The organism is Microbacterium sp. 22303, from assembly GCF_052045265.1.
Classification (GTDB): domain Bacteria; phylum Actinomycetota; class Actinomycetes; order Actinomycetales; family Microbacteriaceae; genus Microbacterium.
Genome location: NZ_JBQEOQ010000007.1, coordinates 97,553 through 110,960, shown reverse-complemented (window position 1 = coordinate 110,960; position 13,408 = coordinate 97,553). Strand labels below are relative to the sequence as shown.

13 protein-coding genes are annotated in these 13,408 nt (G+C 71.1%); 6 read left to right on the top strand and 7 right to left on the bottom strand.

Features of this window, described 5'->3' with window-relative positions:
- Positions 1–17: 17 nt before the first annotated feature.
- A complete protein-coding gene (locus ACTJI8_RS18205) occupies positions 18–1,010 on the bottom strand; it encodes a siderophore ABC transporter substrate-binding protein (RefSeq protein ID WP_440734850.1) in 993 nt (330 codons plus the stop codon).
- Positions 1,011–1,112: 102 nt separating this feature from the next.
- Between ACTJI8_RS18205 and ACTJI8_RS18200 the strand changes: the two genes are divergently transcribed.
- The 4 genes from ACTJI8_RS18200 to ACTJI8_RS18185 all read left to right on the top strand — a co-directional run bounded on the left by ACTJI8_RS18200 (position 1,113) and on the right by ACTJI8_RS18185 (position 3,334).
- Positions 1,113–1,880, top strand: coding sequence for a siderophore-interacting protein (locus tag ACTJI8_RS18200; protein WP_440734849.1), 768 nt, complete (start codon positions 1,113–1,115; stop codon positions 1,878–1,880).
- Between the two features lie 56 nt (positions 1,881–1,936).
- Complete coding sequence (locus tag ACTJI8_RS18195; RefSeq protein ID WP_440734848.1) at positions 1,937–2,353, top strand: VOC family protein; 417 nt, start codon at positions 1,937–1,939, stop codon at positions 2,351–2,353.
- A 59-nt stretch (positions 2,354–2,412) separates the two neighbouring features.
- The gene (locus ACTJI8_RS18190) at positions 2,413–2,826 is read left to right on the top strand and encodes a VOC family protein (RefSeq protein ID WP_440734847.1); all 414 of its coding nucleotides are present in this window, start codon (positions 2,413–2,415) and stop codon (positions 2,824–2,826) included.
- A 91-nt stretch (positions 2,827–2,917) separates the two neighbouring features.
- The gene (locus ACTJI8_RS18185) at positions 2,918–3,334 is read left to right on the top strand and encodes a VOC family protein (RefSeq protein WP_440734846.1); all 417 of its coding nucleotides are present in this window, start codon (positions 2,918–2,920) and stop codon (positions 3,332–3,334) included.
- 70 nt (positions 3,335–3,404) lie between these two features.
- On the opposite strand, the gene ACTJI8_RS18180 is transcribed toward ACTJI8_RS18185, so the two are convergent.
- Positions 3,405–4,031, bottom strand: a complete 627-nt coding sequence (locus ACTJI8_RS18180; RefSeq protein ID WP_440734845.1) for a MarR family winged helix-turn-helix transcriptional regulator — start codon at positions 4,029–4,031, stop codon at positions 3,405–3,407.
- A gap of 93 nt (positions 4,032–4,124) precedes the next feature.
- On the opposite strand from ACTJI8_RS18180, the gene ACTJI8_RS18175 reads away from it, so the two are divergent.
- Positions 4,125–6,293 (top strand): MMPL family transporter, encoded by a 2,169-nt coding sequence (locus tag ACTJI8_RS18175; RefSeq protein ID WP_440734844.1) that lies wholly within the window; start codon positions 4,125–4,127, stop codon positions 6,291–6,293.
- A gap of 19 nt (positions 6,294–6,312) precedes the next feature.
- On the opposite strand, the gene ACTJI8_RS18170 is transcribed toward ACTJI8_RS18175, so the two are convergent.
- From ACTJI8_RS18170 to ACTJI8_RS18160, 3 genes are all read right to left on the bottom strand, one after another.
- On the bottom strand, positions 6,313–7,776 hold the full coding sequence (locus ACTJI8_RS18170; RefSeq protein ID WP_440734843.1) for an MFS transporter: 1,464 nt from the start codon (positions 7,774–7,776) through the stop codon (positions 6,313–6,315).
- 84 nt (positions 7,777–7,860) lie between these two features.
- Positions 7,861–9,192, bottom strand: coding sequence for a M20/M25/M40 family metallo-hydrolase (locus ACTJI8_RS18165; protein ID WP_440734842.1), 1,332 nt, complete (start codon positions 9,190–9,192; stop codon positions 7,861–7,863).
- A 64-nt stretch (positions 9,193–9,256) separates the two neighbouring features.
- Entirely contained in the window at positions 9,257–10,045 is a 789-nt protein-coding gene (locus ACTJI8_RS18160) for a lysostaphin resistance A-like protein (RefSeq protein WP_440734841.1), read from the bottom strand.
- Positions 10,046–10,101: 56 nt separating this feature from the next.
- On the opposite strand from ACTJI8_RS18160, the gene ACTJI8_RS18155 reads away from it, so the two are divergent.
- On the top strand, positions 10,102–10,869 hold the full coding sequence (locus ACTJI8_RS18155; protein ID WP_440734840.1) for an SDR family NAD(P)-dependent oxidoreductase: 768 nt from the start codon (positions 10,102–10,104) through the stop codon (positions 10,867–10,869).
- Positions 10,870–10,944: 75 nt separating this feature from the next.
- On the opposite strand, the gene ACTJI8_RS18150 is transcribed toward ACTJI8_RS18155, so the two are convergent.
- A complete protein-coding gene (locus ACTJI8_RS18150; RefSeq protein ID WP_440734839.1) occupies positions 10,945–11,598 on the bottom strand; it encodes a response regulator in 654 nt (217 codons plus the stop codon).
- Positions 11,595–13,304, bottom strand: coding sequence for an ATP-binding protein (locus ACTJI8_RS18145; RefSeq protein WP_440734838.1), 1,710 nt, complete (start codon positions 13,302–13,304; stop codon positions 11,595–11,597). Before ACTJI8_RS18145 ends, ACTJI8_RS18150 begins: the two co-directional genes overlap by 4 nt.
- Between the last annotated feature and the right edge of the window lie 104 nt (positions 13,305–13,408).

The following is a 13,408-nucleotide window of genomic DNA, read 5'->3' as shown; positions in this document are numbered from 1 at the left end:
CCTGATGCGACGAGGCGTCAGCTCTTCTTCGCGCTCTTCTCGAGAGCGTCGGCGAAGGAGTTCAGGAACGTCGTGTAGGTCTGGATGCCCTCGTTGAGGTAGGTGTCGGTGGGCATGTAGACGACGTGCTTCTGCTGGATCGCGGTGACGGCGGCCAGCGCCTGGTTCTTCTCCAGGATGTCCGCGGCCTGCACGTAGGAGGGGTCGTCCTTCGCGAACACCGCATCGCGATCCATCACCAGGATCCAGGACGGGTTCGAGGCCGCGATGGCCTCGACCGAGATGTCATCGCCCTTGTGATTGTCGTCGGCGCCCTCAACGGTCAGCGCGGGCTTCAGTCCGAGGAGGTCGAACACCGGGCCGAGCGTGCGGCCGACGGTCGGCGCGAGGTAGCCGATCTTCCCACCGGAGGTGGTGACGGCCATCACGCCGGATCCGTCATAGGCCTTCTTGGCGCGGTCCACCGCCGCCTCGAAGTTGGAGACGAGCTTCTTCGCGTCCTTCTGCTTGCCGAAGACCTCGCCGAGCACCGTGACCTGACGCTTCAGCTCCGCGTCGAACGGCTTCCCGTCGCGCGGGTCGAGCTCGAGGATCGTCGCGTCCGGGACGAGCGCGGCGAGCTTGTCGTGGTGCTGGGTGAAGCGCTGCCCGTTGACGATGAGGTCGGGAGCGACCGCGACGACGGCCTCCAGGTCGGGCTCCATGTGCGTGCCGAGGTCGACGATGCTCTTGTCGCGGACGTACGAGACGGTCTCGGGCATGAGCGACACCGCGGCGGCCTTGACCGGGATGCCCCAGTCGGCAAGCGTCTGGAACGTGCGGTTGTCCGTGGCGACGACCGAGGCCGGAGGCGCGGAGAGCGTGTGCTCGCCGTTGTTGTCCTCGACGGTCACGGTGCGCGCGGTCGCGCTTTCCGTGGGCGCGGCGGCGGGGCCGGAGGCGCAGCCGGCGAGGGCGACGGCGGCGACGAGGCCGAGCGCGGTGGCGGTGAGGATCCGAGGCACGGACATGGAGATGCTCCTGTTCTGCGGGATGTGCTGTGTTGACCACCGGTCCACCGGGTTAGGGTTACCTAACTTCGACCGAGGCCGTACACAGGTTAGCCTTACCTTATGAACAACGCGAAATCCGGCTTCGCCCTGGGGCGACGCCCGCTCGAGCTGCGCTTCCGCACGCTGACCCTCTCCTCCCGCGAGTGGATCGCACCCGATTTCGTGCGCGTGCGGCTGACCGGATCCGATCTCGCCGGCTTCGATTCCCTGGGCGCCGACGACCACATGCGGCTGTTCTTCGCTGACGGTCCGACCGAATCGGTCGAAGAGCTGCGGGCGGCTCCGAGTCGTGAGTACACGCCGCTCGCATGGGGCGAGGACTGGCTCGACGTCGAGTTCGCGGTGCACGGCGACGAGGGCGTCGCGGCCCCCTGGGCGGCGAGCGCCCCCCTGGGCTCGACCGTGGGCGTCGGCGGTCCGCGTGGCTCGATGGTGCTGGATGGCGAGCCCGACGGCTGGCTCCTCGCCGGAGATGAGACCGCGATCCCGGCGATCCGCCGCTTCGCCGCGCAGATCCCCGCCGGCACCCCCGCCCGCATCGCGATCGAGGTGCGTGGCGCCGAGCATGAACTGGCTCTCGACGCACCCGTGCCGGTCGAGTGGATCCATCGCGGCGACGCTCCGGCCGGAGCCGCCCTCGTCTCCTTCCTGGAGTCGCTCAGTGCGGACGAGCGCCCGGGTGAGGCCCCGTTCGTCTTCGTCGCGGCGGAATCGTCGATCGTGAAGCCGGGCCGCGCCCTCCTCGCACGCTGGGGTGTCGACACGGCCCACGCCGTCGTGAAGGGCTACTGGAAGCGCGGCGAGGCCGAGTACCACGCACCGCACTGAGCCAGGGTGCGGTTCACGCGAACGACCCGCGTCCCCGGGTCCGGCAGACTGAACCCATGCCTCTTTTCGACCACATCGGCCTCACGGTCGAAGACCTCGACCGCGCCTACGCCCAGTGGGACCCGGTGCTCACCGCGCTCGGCTGCCTCTCCGACGGCAGCGAGCTGGAGGGCGGGATGGCATGGTCCCGCGACGACGAGACCGAGCTGATCCTCTACCGCGCCCCCGAGCCCGACGGCGAGCCGCACCGGTACGGACGGATCGGCTGGCAGCATCTCGCCTTCGCCGTCGACTCGCGCGCCGAGGTGGAGCGCCTGCACGCCATCGCCGTCGACGCCGGCTGGACGACGGTGCGGGATCCGAAGGTCTTCACGCGGTTCTCGGATCGCTACTACGCGTCATTCGTCGAGGACGACAACGGCATCCGGATCGAGTTCATGTACAACCCGCCGCGGGAGTCCGTCGAGGGCTGAGGCCCGCCGTACTGACCGGTCCTCGCGCATTGTCCCCGGCATCCGCGATGCTGGGGGGCATGGCCACTCTCGATCATCTCGGCATCAGCGTCGACCACGTGCCCGGCGCCTCCGCGCAGTTCGATCCGGTGCTGAGCGCACTCGGCTACGTCCGCAGGCACGATGCTCCCGATCTCGCGTACTGGCGGCAGGACGGCCTGCCCGAGATCCTGCTCTACCCCGCGCGCGACAACGCGGATGGCCCGCACGAGCACGGGCGCGTCGGCTGGCAGCACCTCGCGTTCGCGGTCGATTCGCGCGCCGAAGTCGACCGCGTGCACGACATCGCGATCGACGCGGGCTGGACCGCCGTGCGCCCGCCGAAGGAGTACCCCCGCTTCAGCGATCGCTACTACGCGTCCTTCGTCGAGGACGACAACGGCATCAGGCTCGAGATCGTGCACAACCCGCCGCGCGACGCCTCCGTGAGTTGATCCGCGACACACCATTGCCGATGTCGGAGGCCGGCCTCAGACTGAGTGCGGCGCCGATGCGGCGTCGTCGATCCGAGCACGGAGGACACCGATGACCAACCTCAATCCGTACATCTCGTTCCGCGGCGACGCCCGCGCCGCGATGGAGTTCTACCAGCAGGCCCTCGGCGGCGATCTGCAGGTGATGACCTTCGGCGACATGCCGGGCATGCTGCAGGATGAGGCCGAGCAGACGCTCGTCATGCACGCTCAGCTGACCACTCCCGGCGGCCTGGTGCTGATGGCCTCCGACACCCCCGGATACATGGAGTACAAGGCCCCGCAGGGTGTCTCCGTGTCACTGAGCGGCTCCGACGAGGCCGAGATCCACGCCGCGTGGGACAAACTCGCCGACGGCGCCACGGTCAGCCAGGCCTACGGTCCCGCGCCGTGGGGCGGGCAGTTCGGCATGCTCACCGATCGGTTCGGCGTCGACTGGATGTTCTCCGGCGGGGAGGGCAACGCCTGATCCGCACGCACGACCCCGCGGGGCGGAGCCAGGCCTGACCGCGCCGACCGCTCCCCGGGGCCGCCGTGATTCAGAGCTCGGGCTCGGCGGTCGCCCATTCGACGCCGTCGAGCGCGAGTTCCTTGGTCATGTCGCGCAGGAAGCGGATGACGACCTCGCGCTCCGCCTCCGTCAGGCGCGCCGCCGAGTGGAAGCGGCGCGCCTGCTGGCGTCCGACCGTCTCCATGGCCGCCTTCTTCGTCTCGGGCGTGATCGAGATCGCCAGCGCACGTCGATCCGAGGGGTGTGCGGAGCGCACCACGTGGCCGCCGCTCTCCAGCCTGTCGAGCAGCTTGGTGGTCGATGCCGTCGAGATGCCCAGGTGCTGTGCGATCCCGCCGGGGGTCGCCACCGCGCCACGGTTCGCACACACGATCAGGTAGTGCAGCGCCCGCATGTCGGTCTCGTTCAGCTTCATGTACCGGCGGGACGCCTCGGCGAGGCGCTGCTCGGCGTCGCGCAACTCGCCGAGGGACGCCATCAGCTCTGCGATCTGCCGGATCGCGCTCTCGTCGATGCCGGCGCGATCGAGCAGCACGCCGTCCGGATCGCTCGCCTCGATGTCGTAGACGGCGCCCGCCTCGACGCCGTCACGCGCAGTCGCCCCGGCGCGCGTCCCGAGGCCCCGCTCATCCGCCTCGTCGCGCCGCTCCGCCATGCCGTCATGCTACACCGAGCCTTTTTCATGCCAGGATGATTACTTGCCAAGCTAGCTAACTCGAACTATCCTGCCGAGGACGGAAGGAACCCGATGACCGCCTCGCAGCACCTCGCATCACCGCACCGCCTCCGCCGCGCTCTGCGGATCCTCCTACCCGCCCTCATCATCGTCGCGTGGCTGGTCGCGGCATCGCTCGGCGGCCCCCTGTTCGGGAAGGTCGACGAGGTCTCCTCGAACGACCGCACGGCGTACCTCCCGTCCTCCTCCGACTCCGCCCGGGTGCAGGAGCTGCAGACGCGCTTCGCCGGATCCGATGAGATCCCCGCGATCGTCGTCGCCTCCTCCGGCGACGCACTCACGGAGGCGCAGCGCACCGCCCTGTCCGATGCAGTCACGGCCACGACGGACATCGCGGGCGTCGGCGACGACGTCTCCCCCGCGCTGGTCTCGGATGACGGCAAGGCCGTGCAGGCGTTCATCCCGATCCGCTCCGACGCAGAGCTCGGCGATGTGGTCGCGGAGCTGCGGTCATCCCTCGACAAGGCCGCCCCGGAGGGGGTGCACGTCTACATCACCGGGCCTGCCGGGTTCAGCGCCGACCTCGTCGCCGGTTTCGCCGGCATCGACGGGATCCTGCTCGGTGTGGCCCTCGCCGCGGTCTTCGTGATCCTCGTGCTGGTCTACCGCTCGCTGCTGCTGCCCGTCGTCGTGCTCCTGACGAGCCTGTTCGCCCTGTGCACCGCGCTGCTGCTGGTGTGGTGGCTCGCGAAGTGGGGCGTGCTGCTCCTCAGCGGCCAGACCCAGGGGATCCTGTTCATCCTCGTGATCGGCGCCGCGACCGACTACGCGCTGCTGTTCGTGTCGCGTTTCCGCGAAGCCCTGCGCGTCGAGCAGGATCGCGCCAAGGCGGTGCTCTCGGCCTGGAAGGGCTCCTTCGAGCCGATCCTGGCCTCGGGCGGCACGGTGATCGCCGGCCTGCTCTGCCTGCTGCTCAGCGATCTGAAGTCGAACAGCGCGCTGGGCCCCGTCGCGGCGATCGGGATCGCGTTCGCGATGCTGTCGGCGCTCACCCTGCTACCCGCTCTGCTCATGGCGTTCGGGCGCGCGGCGTTCTGGCCGCGCCGACCGGCGTACGCCCCCGAGGTGGTCGCGGCCGAGGGCGGCATGCCCACGACCGGCGTGTGGGCGCGCTTGGCCGAGCTGATCCGGCGCCGCTCGCGGGTGATCTGGATCGCGACGACCCTGGTGCTCGCGATCGGCACGCTCGGCGTGCTCCAGCTCGATGCCTCCGGCGTGCCGCAGTCCGACCTCGTGCTCGGCTCGTCGCAGGCTCGCGACGGCCAGAAGGTGCTGGGCGAGCACTTCCCAGGCGGATCCGGCAGCCCGGTCCAGGTGGTCGTCGCCAAGGACTCCCTGCAGAGGACGGCCGACGTGCTGCTCGCTGACAAGGGCATCGACGGCGTCACCGTCACCGCGAAGGATTCGCCGAGCGGCTCGGCACCCGTGACCCAGGACGGCGTCCAGCAGGTCGGACGACCCGGCACTCCCGCCCCGGAGGCGACCGTGGTCGACGGCGACGTGATGCTGCAGGGCACGCTCACCTCCGCGGCGGATTCGACGGCCGCGGAGGACACGGTGCGGCGGATCCGCACCTCGCTCGAGGGCACCGGTGCGCTCGTCGGCGGCGTCACCGCGACGGCGACCGACACGGACGACGCCTCGCTGCACGACCGCACCCTGATCATCCCCGTGATCCTCGTCGTGATCATGCTCATCCTGATGACCCTGCTGCGCGCGGTCGTCGCGCCCGTGCTGCTGATCGTGACCACCGTGCTGTCGTTCGGCACCGCGATGGGCGTCTCGGCGCTCGTCTTCAACGGGATCCTTCACTTCCCGGGGGCGGATCCGGCCGTGCCGCTGTACGGCTTCGTCTTCCTCGTCGCCCTCGGGATCGACTACAACATCTTCCTCATGACCCGAGTGCGGGAGGAGAGCCGGATCCACGGCACGCGCGAGGGCGTACGCCGCGGTCTTGCGATCACCGGCGGCGTCATCACCTCGGCGGGCCTCGTGCTCGCGACGACGTTCGCCGCGCTCGCGGTGATCCCGATCCTGTTCCTCGCGCAGCTGGCCTTCATCGTGGCGTTCGGCGTGCTCCTGGACACGTTCGTGGTGCGCTCGCTGCTCGTGCCAGCACTCGTGCACGACGTGGGTCGCGCCGTGTGGTGGCCCTCGAAGCTGTCGCGCGGGGAACGCTGAGCGTCATCCGCCCCGGGCGTCAGCCGATCGCAGGTTCCGTGGCGGCGGCGTGGCCGGCGCGATCGGTGAATGCCTGCTTCGGGACGAAGAGCAGCAGGACCGCAGCGGCGAGCGCGGTCACGCCGCACACCACCCACACCGTGACGTAACCCGAGAAGGATCCGGCGGTGCCTTCGGCCGCGGCGGATCCGGCGACCGCGTGCATGAGCGCGATCCCGAACACGCACGAGGCGATCGCGCCGCCCACGGTCTTCACCGAGTTCGTGAGCCCGGTCGCGACCCCGGTCTGGGTGTGCGGCGCCGCCGAGGCCGCCGCAGCGGGCAGGGCGGCGACGAGCGCTCCGGATCCGATCCCGACGATCACCATGTTCGTGATGACTTGCCCGTAGGCCGCGTGGAACGGCAGGAACAGCAGGAACCCGATCCCCACGAGCACAGAGGCGCCGATGAGCGTGATCCGGGGCGTCGCGAACCGGGCGATCTGCGGGTAGCCGAGGGCGCCCGCGATCATCGCGACGAGGTAGACGCCGATGATCAGAGAGGTCGCGAAGCCGGTGGTGCCGAGGCCGTAGCCGTAGACCGCCGGATCCGTGCGGGCGAAGGTCGACAGCGGCGCCTGCGCGCCGAGCACACTCACGCCGAACAGGCCGGCCGTGAGGAACACCGGACCGAGCGCGGGGCTGCGGAACATCCGCACGTCGATGAGCGGATCCTGCTGGCGCAGCTCCCACAGGGCGAACGGCACGATGAGCAGCACGCCGATCACGATCACGATCCAGGACAGCGGGTTCGCGACGCCGCCGGGCAGGCGCAGCAGGCTGAGCCCGCCGGTGAGGCCGATGAGCGACAGCGAGATCAGCACGAGTCCTGTCGTGTCGAAGACGCCGCCGGTCTTCTCCGGCGACTCCTGCACGCCGAAGAGGATCACGAAGAAGCACGCCGCGATGAGCACCGCGGGCACGAGCAGCACGACCGTGAGCGGCAGCACGTCGACGAGAGCCCCGCCAATGAGAGCGCCGATGATCGCGCCGCCCTCGAGGGCTGCGACCAGGATCCCGGCCGCCTTCGCGGTGATCGCCGAGCTGCCCTCGATGCGCCGGGCGCGCGACCAGATCAGGGCGATCTCCAACGGCAGCCACACGACGTAGAAGCCCATCAGCGCCCATGCCACGAGGAAGACGCCGAAGGTCGCGGTGAACGGCAGCACGAAGGCGGCGACCGCGGTGAGGGCCGTCGAGATCAGCAGCATGCGCTTGCGGCCGACCATGTCGCCGAGCTTCGCGAATGCCGGCACGACCAAGGCGGACAGCATGAGCTGCGCGCCCTCGAACCAGTTCACGTCGGCGTCGTGGATGCCCAGGTGCCGCGCGATGTCGCTGAGCATCGGCGTGTAGTAGCCCTGCAGCACACCGCTGGTGAACTCGACGAAGGCCAGGAAACCGACCACGGCGACCAGAGTGCCGAGTGTGGCGGTGCGCGTCATCGCGACTCCTTCGTGCAGTTCCGCGGTGTCGGCGGAACGTGGTGCGGACGCGCCGACGTGCTCGGCGTCCGCGTGCGGGTCAGCTCACTGTAACCGTTCGATGAGCGCGCGGTGGAACAGCTCCCCGCGCTCGAGCGCTGCGATCTCGACGCTCTCGTCCACGCCGTGGATCGTGGCCCGCTGCGCGTTCGACATCTCCAGCGGCGCGAACCGGAACACCGCGGGCGAGAACCGGTGGAAATGCCGGGAGTCGGTGGCCTGCATCGTCACGTACGGCACGGCGGGGATCCCCGGGTGCGACGCAGCGAGCGCCTCCGCAAGAAGAGCGAAGGGCGCCGTGTCCGTGGGCGACTCGGGCGACGGATCGCTGCCCTCCAGTACTTCGACGGTCACGAGCGGATCCGCGATGCGCCGGCGTACGCGTGCGGTTGCGCTCCGCACCGTCTCGCCGAGGGCGATCCGCAGGTTCACGGTGGCCGAGGCCTGCGACGGCAGCACGTTGGCTGCGGTGCCGCCGGATTGCATCGTGGGGGCGACGGTCGTGCGCACGAGGGCCGCCGCCTCGCCGCCGAGCGCGGCGAATACCCGCGCAGACACGGGCGGGAGCGCTCCGAGCGTGCGCAGCAGCAGGCGCGCGGGCCCGGAGGCGGAGCCTGCGAGCTGCGTCAGCATGCGCGAGATCGCCCGCGGCGTGCGCGGACGGAAGGTGCCGGGGCCCAACCGGTCGACCGCACGCGCGATGCGGCGCACGGCGGTGCGCGGCGGCGGGGCCGAGGCGTGACCGCCCTCGCCGCGCGCGCTGAGCCTCACCGTCATCACGCCCTTCTCGCCGACACCGATCATCGCCGCGCTCCCCGGCACGAACGGCAGGGGCGCGTCCACCACCGCGCCGCCCTCGTCGAGCACGAGCCAGGGCACGATCCCGCGGTCCTTCAGCACATCTGCGATCGCGATGGCGGCGGATCCGAACGTCTCCTCGTTGCCTCCGAAGGAGAGGTAGACGTCGCGGGCGGGCGTGAAGCCCTCCGCGAGCAGGTTCTCGACGGCTTCGAGGATCACGATGAGCGGCCCCTTGTCGTCCAGGGCGCCGCGGCCGTAGACGGATCCGTTCTCGATCACGCCCGCGAACGGCGGGTGCGTCCATGCGTCGGACTCGTCCACGGGGACGACGTCGTAGTGCGCCATGAGCACGAGCGGCCCATCGGCCGCCGTGCGCTGCCCTGCCCAGTGGAACAGCAGCCCGAAGTCGGTGTGGCGCTCGAGAGTCAGCTCGGCGTGCACCCGGGGGTAGAGCTCGGCGATGAGCGCCACGAAGTCCTCGAACGGCGCGGATCCGCGCTCGTCGAGTTCGGCGGACACCGTGGGCAGCTGGATCATCCGCGACAGGCGTTCGGCGATCGGGGGCACGTCAGTCATCGTGGCCATGCTAGCCGCGCATGCGCATCCGTCGCGGCGGCGCAGACGGGCGCGCGAGGTCGGGTCAGAGCGCCTGGTGGTACCCGCGTCGCACGGCGACCGCGGTCAGCACGATGCCCCAGGTCAGCTCGGACACCATCACCGCGATCTGGTACCAGAGCGGGGCCGCACCCGGGGAGAGCACCTGGGTCCAGTCCCCCAGGGCGTGCAGGAACGCGAGTGCCCAGATCGACCCGATCATGAGCCGGGCGCCGGCGAAGCAGACGCCGAAGGTAGCCGCACCGAGCACCTGCCACCACGTCTCCTCAACGCTCTTGCCGAAGAACAGCCCGTTGCCGAGGTGCCACAGGCCGAATACGAGCGACGTCGCGGCGACGCCGAGCCAGGGGTGCCGCCTCATCACCGCGCCCAGCGCGAGGCCGCGTGCCGCCGTCTCCTCGGAGATCCCCACGGCGAGCATTCCGGCGGCGACGCTGAGCAGCATTCCCGGCGAGCCCGCGATCCCGGGGATGCCCTGCCGTCCGATCCAGATGTAGGAGAGCTGGATCGCCAGCACCGGCGCGAGCCAGCCGAGGGCGTCGACCCGGCCGGAGCCCCACCCCGCGATCCGCCGCAGCGGAGTGCTTCCCCACCATCCGGCGCGGAGAACCAGGGCTGCGACGAGCCAGGCGACGGCGAGGCTGAGCCCGTTGGTGACCACGACCCCCAGCTGCGGGAACCAGCCCGGCTGCAGGGCAGGGATCGGGACGGAGCCGAAACCGTAGGTGGTGACCCACCAGGCGAGCATGATGAGGAGCGCGCCGGTCCACGTCCGCCACCCGGCGGGATCGATCGGCGTGCGCGCGGTCGTCACGCCAGGAAGGCTACCGGACCGGATCCGACCGCAGGCCCGCGACTTAGGCTGGGCGCATGAGCATCCCGCAGTCGTCCTCCGGATCCGCCCGCCCGCTCGCCGTCATCAGCGGCGGAGGCACGGGCATCGGTCTCGCCTCGGCCCTGCGCCTCGCGCGCGACGGCTTCGACCTCGCGCTCATCGGACGCCGCGCCGGCGTGCTGCAGGAGGCGGCCGACCGCGTCCTCGCGCAGACGCCGGACGCCCGGGTGCAGACGATCACGGCCGACCTGCAGGATCCGGACGCCGTCGAGCGCGCCGCCGGCGAGATCGCCGGCGACGTCGAGGTGCTGCTGAACAACGCCGGCGGCAACGTGCTGGACCGCGGCGAGGGCCTCGCCGGCATCGCCGCCAATTACGAGGCCAACATGCGCCTGAACGTGCTCACCGCGGTGCTGCTCACCGAGGCGCTGCTGCCCCGCATCGCGCGGCCGGGCGGCCGGATCATCTCGATCAGCTCGATCGCGGCGCTTCGAGGAGCGAACGGCTACGGCGCGGCGAAGGCTGCGATCCATGGCTGGATGATGGGCCTCGCCGCCGACCTCGCCCCTGAGGGCGTGACGGTCAATGCCATCGCGCCCGGCTACGTGCCCGACACCGGGTTCTGGGACGGCCGGCGCACGCCGGACATCGTGGCGTCGCGGCTCGCGCAGGTGCCGATGAACCGTGCCGGCACGCCGGACGAGGTCGCCGGCGCTGTGTCCTACCTCGCCGGCCCCGAGGGCGGCTGGACCACCGGGCAGATCATCCAGGTGAACGGCGGCGCTCTCTTCGGGCGGGGCTGACGATCGGTCGCTGAGCCCCGGCGGAGCCCGGATCCGCTGAGCTCGAGTCCGCGCGTCGGGAACGCCGGTGCCCCGTCACCCGCGACGCGTGTAGCGGTGTTCCGGTCGTCCGGTGGCGCCGTAGCGGAGCCGCACCTCGACCTCCTCGCGGTCGGCGAGCGCGGCGAGGTGCCGTTGCGCCGTGGCCCGGGAGATCCCCACGCGCTCGCCGATCTCTGCGGCTGAGGCCTCGGCCTCGCCCAGCGCGGCGAGCACGACCTGCTCCGTCGCCGATCGCGAGGGCGTCGCAGCCTCTCCCGATCCGTACAGGATCGCGAGCGCGCGGTCGAGGTCCTTCTGCTGCAGGGCTCGATCGCCCGCCATCAGGTTGCGGAAGCGGGCGTATCGATCCAGCGCCCCGGTGAGGGTGCGTCTCTCGAAGGGCTTGATCAGGTAGGACAGGGCGCCGGAGCGCAGTGCGCGCCGCACCGTCGCCGGGTCATCGGCGGCCGACACGAGGATCGCATCGATGCCCGCCTCCCGCACGAGGCCGATCCCGTCGCCGTCGGGCAGGTAGACGTCGGCGAGGAGCAGATCCGGAGACAGGTCCCGGATCGCGGCGCGGGCCTCGGCGAGCGTGCGCACGGGCTCCAGCGCGACGAACCCCGGGCGCTCGTCGACGATCGTCTGATGCAGCCGGCCGACCCGGAAGTCGTCGTCCAGCACGAGGGTGCGGATCGGATCCGTCATCTGCTCTCCTCCTTGTCGGGGCGGGTACTGGTTCGTTCGCCGTCGGTGTCCGCGCGGCCGGCCCCTCCCAGCGGTGCGACCGCCCTGTCGAGACGCGCGGCGAAGACTGCTCCGTGCTCGTCGCCGCCGCGGTCGATGATCCACAGATCGCCGCCTCCGCGCCGGGCGATCTCGCGGGACAGAGGCAGGCCCAGCCCATGACCGTGCACGGCCCCGGCGTCGTCGGCGTCGGCACCCTCGGGGTCGGTGTCGCCCGGCGCACCCTCCTCGAGCGCCGCATCGAGGCCTGCCCCCGAATCCGCGACCGTGACGACCAGTGCCGCACCGTCGTCGAGCACGGTGACCTCGACCCAGCGCGGAGCGGCGCCGGCGACCGCCGCGGTCACGGCGTTGTCGACGAGGTTGCCCAGCACCGCGGCGACGTCCTCGGCCTCGACCACGGCGCCGAGCAGGTGCGTGTCCTCGGCGATCCGCAGGACCACGCCGCGCTCGGACGCCTCGAGCGCCTTCGCGCCCAGGAACGAGCGCAGGAACGAGTCGGTCAGCCGCTCCCGCCCCTCCACCGGGAAGTCCACGGATCCCCGGACCATCAACTCGGCGAGGAAGTCCCTGGCGTCCTGCACGCGCTCCGCATTGATGAGCCCGGCGGCGACGTGGATCCGGTTCGCGAACTCATGGCGCTGCACGCGGAGGGCGGCCGTCATCGTGCGCACGGTCTCCAGTCGCTCCGAGAGTGCGACCAGCTCGGTGCGATCGCGGATGACGGCCACCGTGCCGAGCGGTCGCCCGTCGCGCTCGACGGGCCGGGTGTCGAGGTAGAGCACCCGGTCGCCGTGCACCGCCTCCGAGAGTGCCCGTCCTCCGGAGACGGCCTCGCGCACCGCGCCCGGAAGTCCGGCCCGGTCCAACGGCACGCCGACGAGGTCCTGCACCGACAGCAGCCGCTCGGCGGCGGCGTTGCAGACCCGCACGACCCCGTCCGGGTCGACCGCGAGCACGCCGTCGTCGACGCCGTTCAGCACCGCGGTCTGGTTCTGCACGAGCGCGACCAGTTCCTCCGGCTGCACGCCGAGGGTGAGCCGCTCCCAGCGCCGGCGCAGCATGAGCGCGGCGACGCCGGCCAGCAGCAGCGATCCCACGGCGGCGACGCCGATCACGGCGAGCAGCGGCGGCAGATCGTCGAACACGCCCGCGCGAGCGAAGCCGACGCTGACCTCGCCGATCGGGGTTCCTCCGCTGTCCCGCACGGGCACCTTCGCCCGGGCCGAGTCGCCCAGGGTGCCGGTCTCCCATTCGATGACCTCGTGGCCGGCGAGCACGTCCTGGAACGGGGTGCTCACCTCCTGGCCGAGACGAGCCGGATCCGGATGCGCGAGCCGGATCCCGTGGTCGTCGGTGATCACGATGAACAGGGCGCCCGTGCGGGAGGCGGTCGTCGTCGCGGTGCGCTGCAGCACTCCGTCCCGCAGGTCGTCCGCCTGCGGCGTGCCGGGGTCGGCGGAGGCGCGGGCGACCTCGGCGCGGATCTCCGGATCCTCCGCCAGCGTGCGCGCGATACCGAGTGCCGAGGACTCGGCCTCGGCACGCAGCTGCTGCACGGCGAGCAGCAGATACACGCCGGTGCACAGCGCGACGACGAGCACCACCGTCGCGAACTGCAGCAGGAGGGTCCGCGTCGCGAACCGCATCCGGTTTCTGCGGGGCATCCGTCCTCCTTGAGCAATATGCGCAGAAGTCACGCTACGCGCACAACGCGGCGGAATGCGACTTTCCGGATCCGCAGCGCCTGCGTTCCCTAATCTCGGCGAGG

Excerpts from the sequence above, each read along its gene's own strand:
- ACTJI8_RS18175 (WP_440734844.1), top strand. The coding sequence starts at position 4,125 with ATGACCGCCTCGCAGCACCTCGCATCACCGCACCGCCTCCGCCGCGCT.
- ACTJI8_RS18170 (WP_440734843.1), bottom strand. The coding sequence starts at position 7,776 with ATGACGCGCACCGCCACACTCGGCACTCTGGTCGCCGTGGTCGGTTTC.
- ACTJI8_RS18150 (WP_440734839.1), bottom strand. The coding sequence starts at position 11,598 with ATGACGGATCCGATCCGCACCCTCGTGCTGGACGACGACTTCCGGGTC.
- ACTJI8_RS18185 (WP_440734846.1), top strand. The coding sequence starts at position 2,918 with ATGACCAACCTCAATCCGTACATCTCGTTCCGCGGCGACGCCCGCGCC.
- ACTJI8_RS18155 (WP_440734840.1), top strand. The coding sequence starts at position 10,102 with ATGAGCATCCCGCAGTCGTCCTCCGGATCCGCCCGCCCGCTCGCCGTC.
- ACTJI8_RS18180 (WP_440734845.1), bottom strand. The coding sequence starts at position 4,031 with ATGGCGGAGCGGCGCGACGAGGCGGATGAGCGGGGCCTCGGGACGCGC.
- ACTJI8_RS18190 (WP_440734847.1), top strand. The coding sequence starts at position 2,413 with ATGGCCACTCTCGATCATCTCGGCATCAGCGTCGACCACGTGCCCGGC.
- ACTJI8_RS18165 (WP_440734842.1), bottom strand. The coding sequence starts at position 9,192 with ATGACTGACGTGCCCCCGATCGCCGAACGCCTGTCGCGGATGATCCAG.
- ACTJI8_RS18205 (WP_440734850.1), bottom strand. The coding sequence starts at position 1,010 with ATGTCCGTGCCTCGGATCCTCACCGCCACCGCGCTCGGCCTCGTCGCC.
- ACTJI8_RS18200 (WP_440734849.1), top strand. The coding sequence starts at position 1,113 with ATGAACAACGCGAAATCCGGCTTCGCCCTGGGGCGACGCCCGCTCGAG.
- ACTJI8_RS18195 (WP_440734848.1), top strand. The coding sequence starts at position 1,937 with ATGCCTCTTTTCGACCACATCGGCCTCACGGTCGAAGACCTCGACCGC.
- ACTJI8_RS18145 (WP_440734838.1), bottom strand. The coding sequence starts at position 13,304 with ATGCCCCGCAGAAACCGGATGCGGTTCGCGACGCGGACCCTCCTGCTG.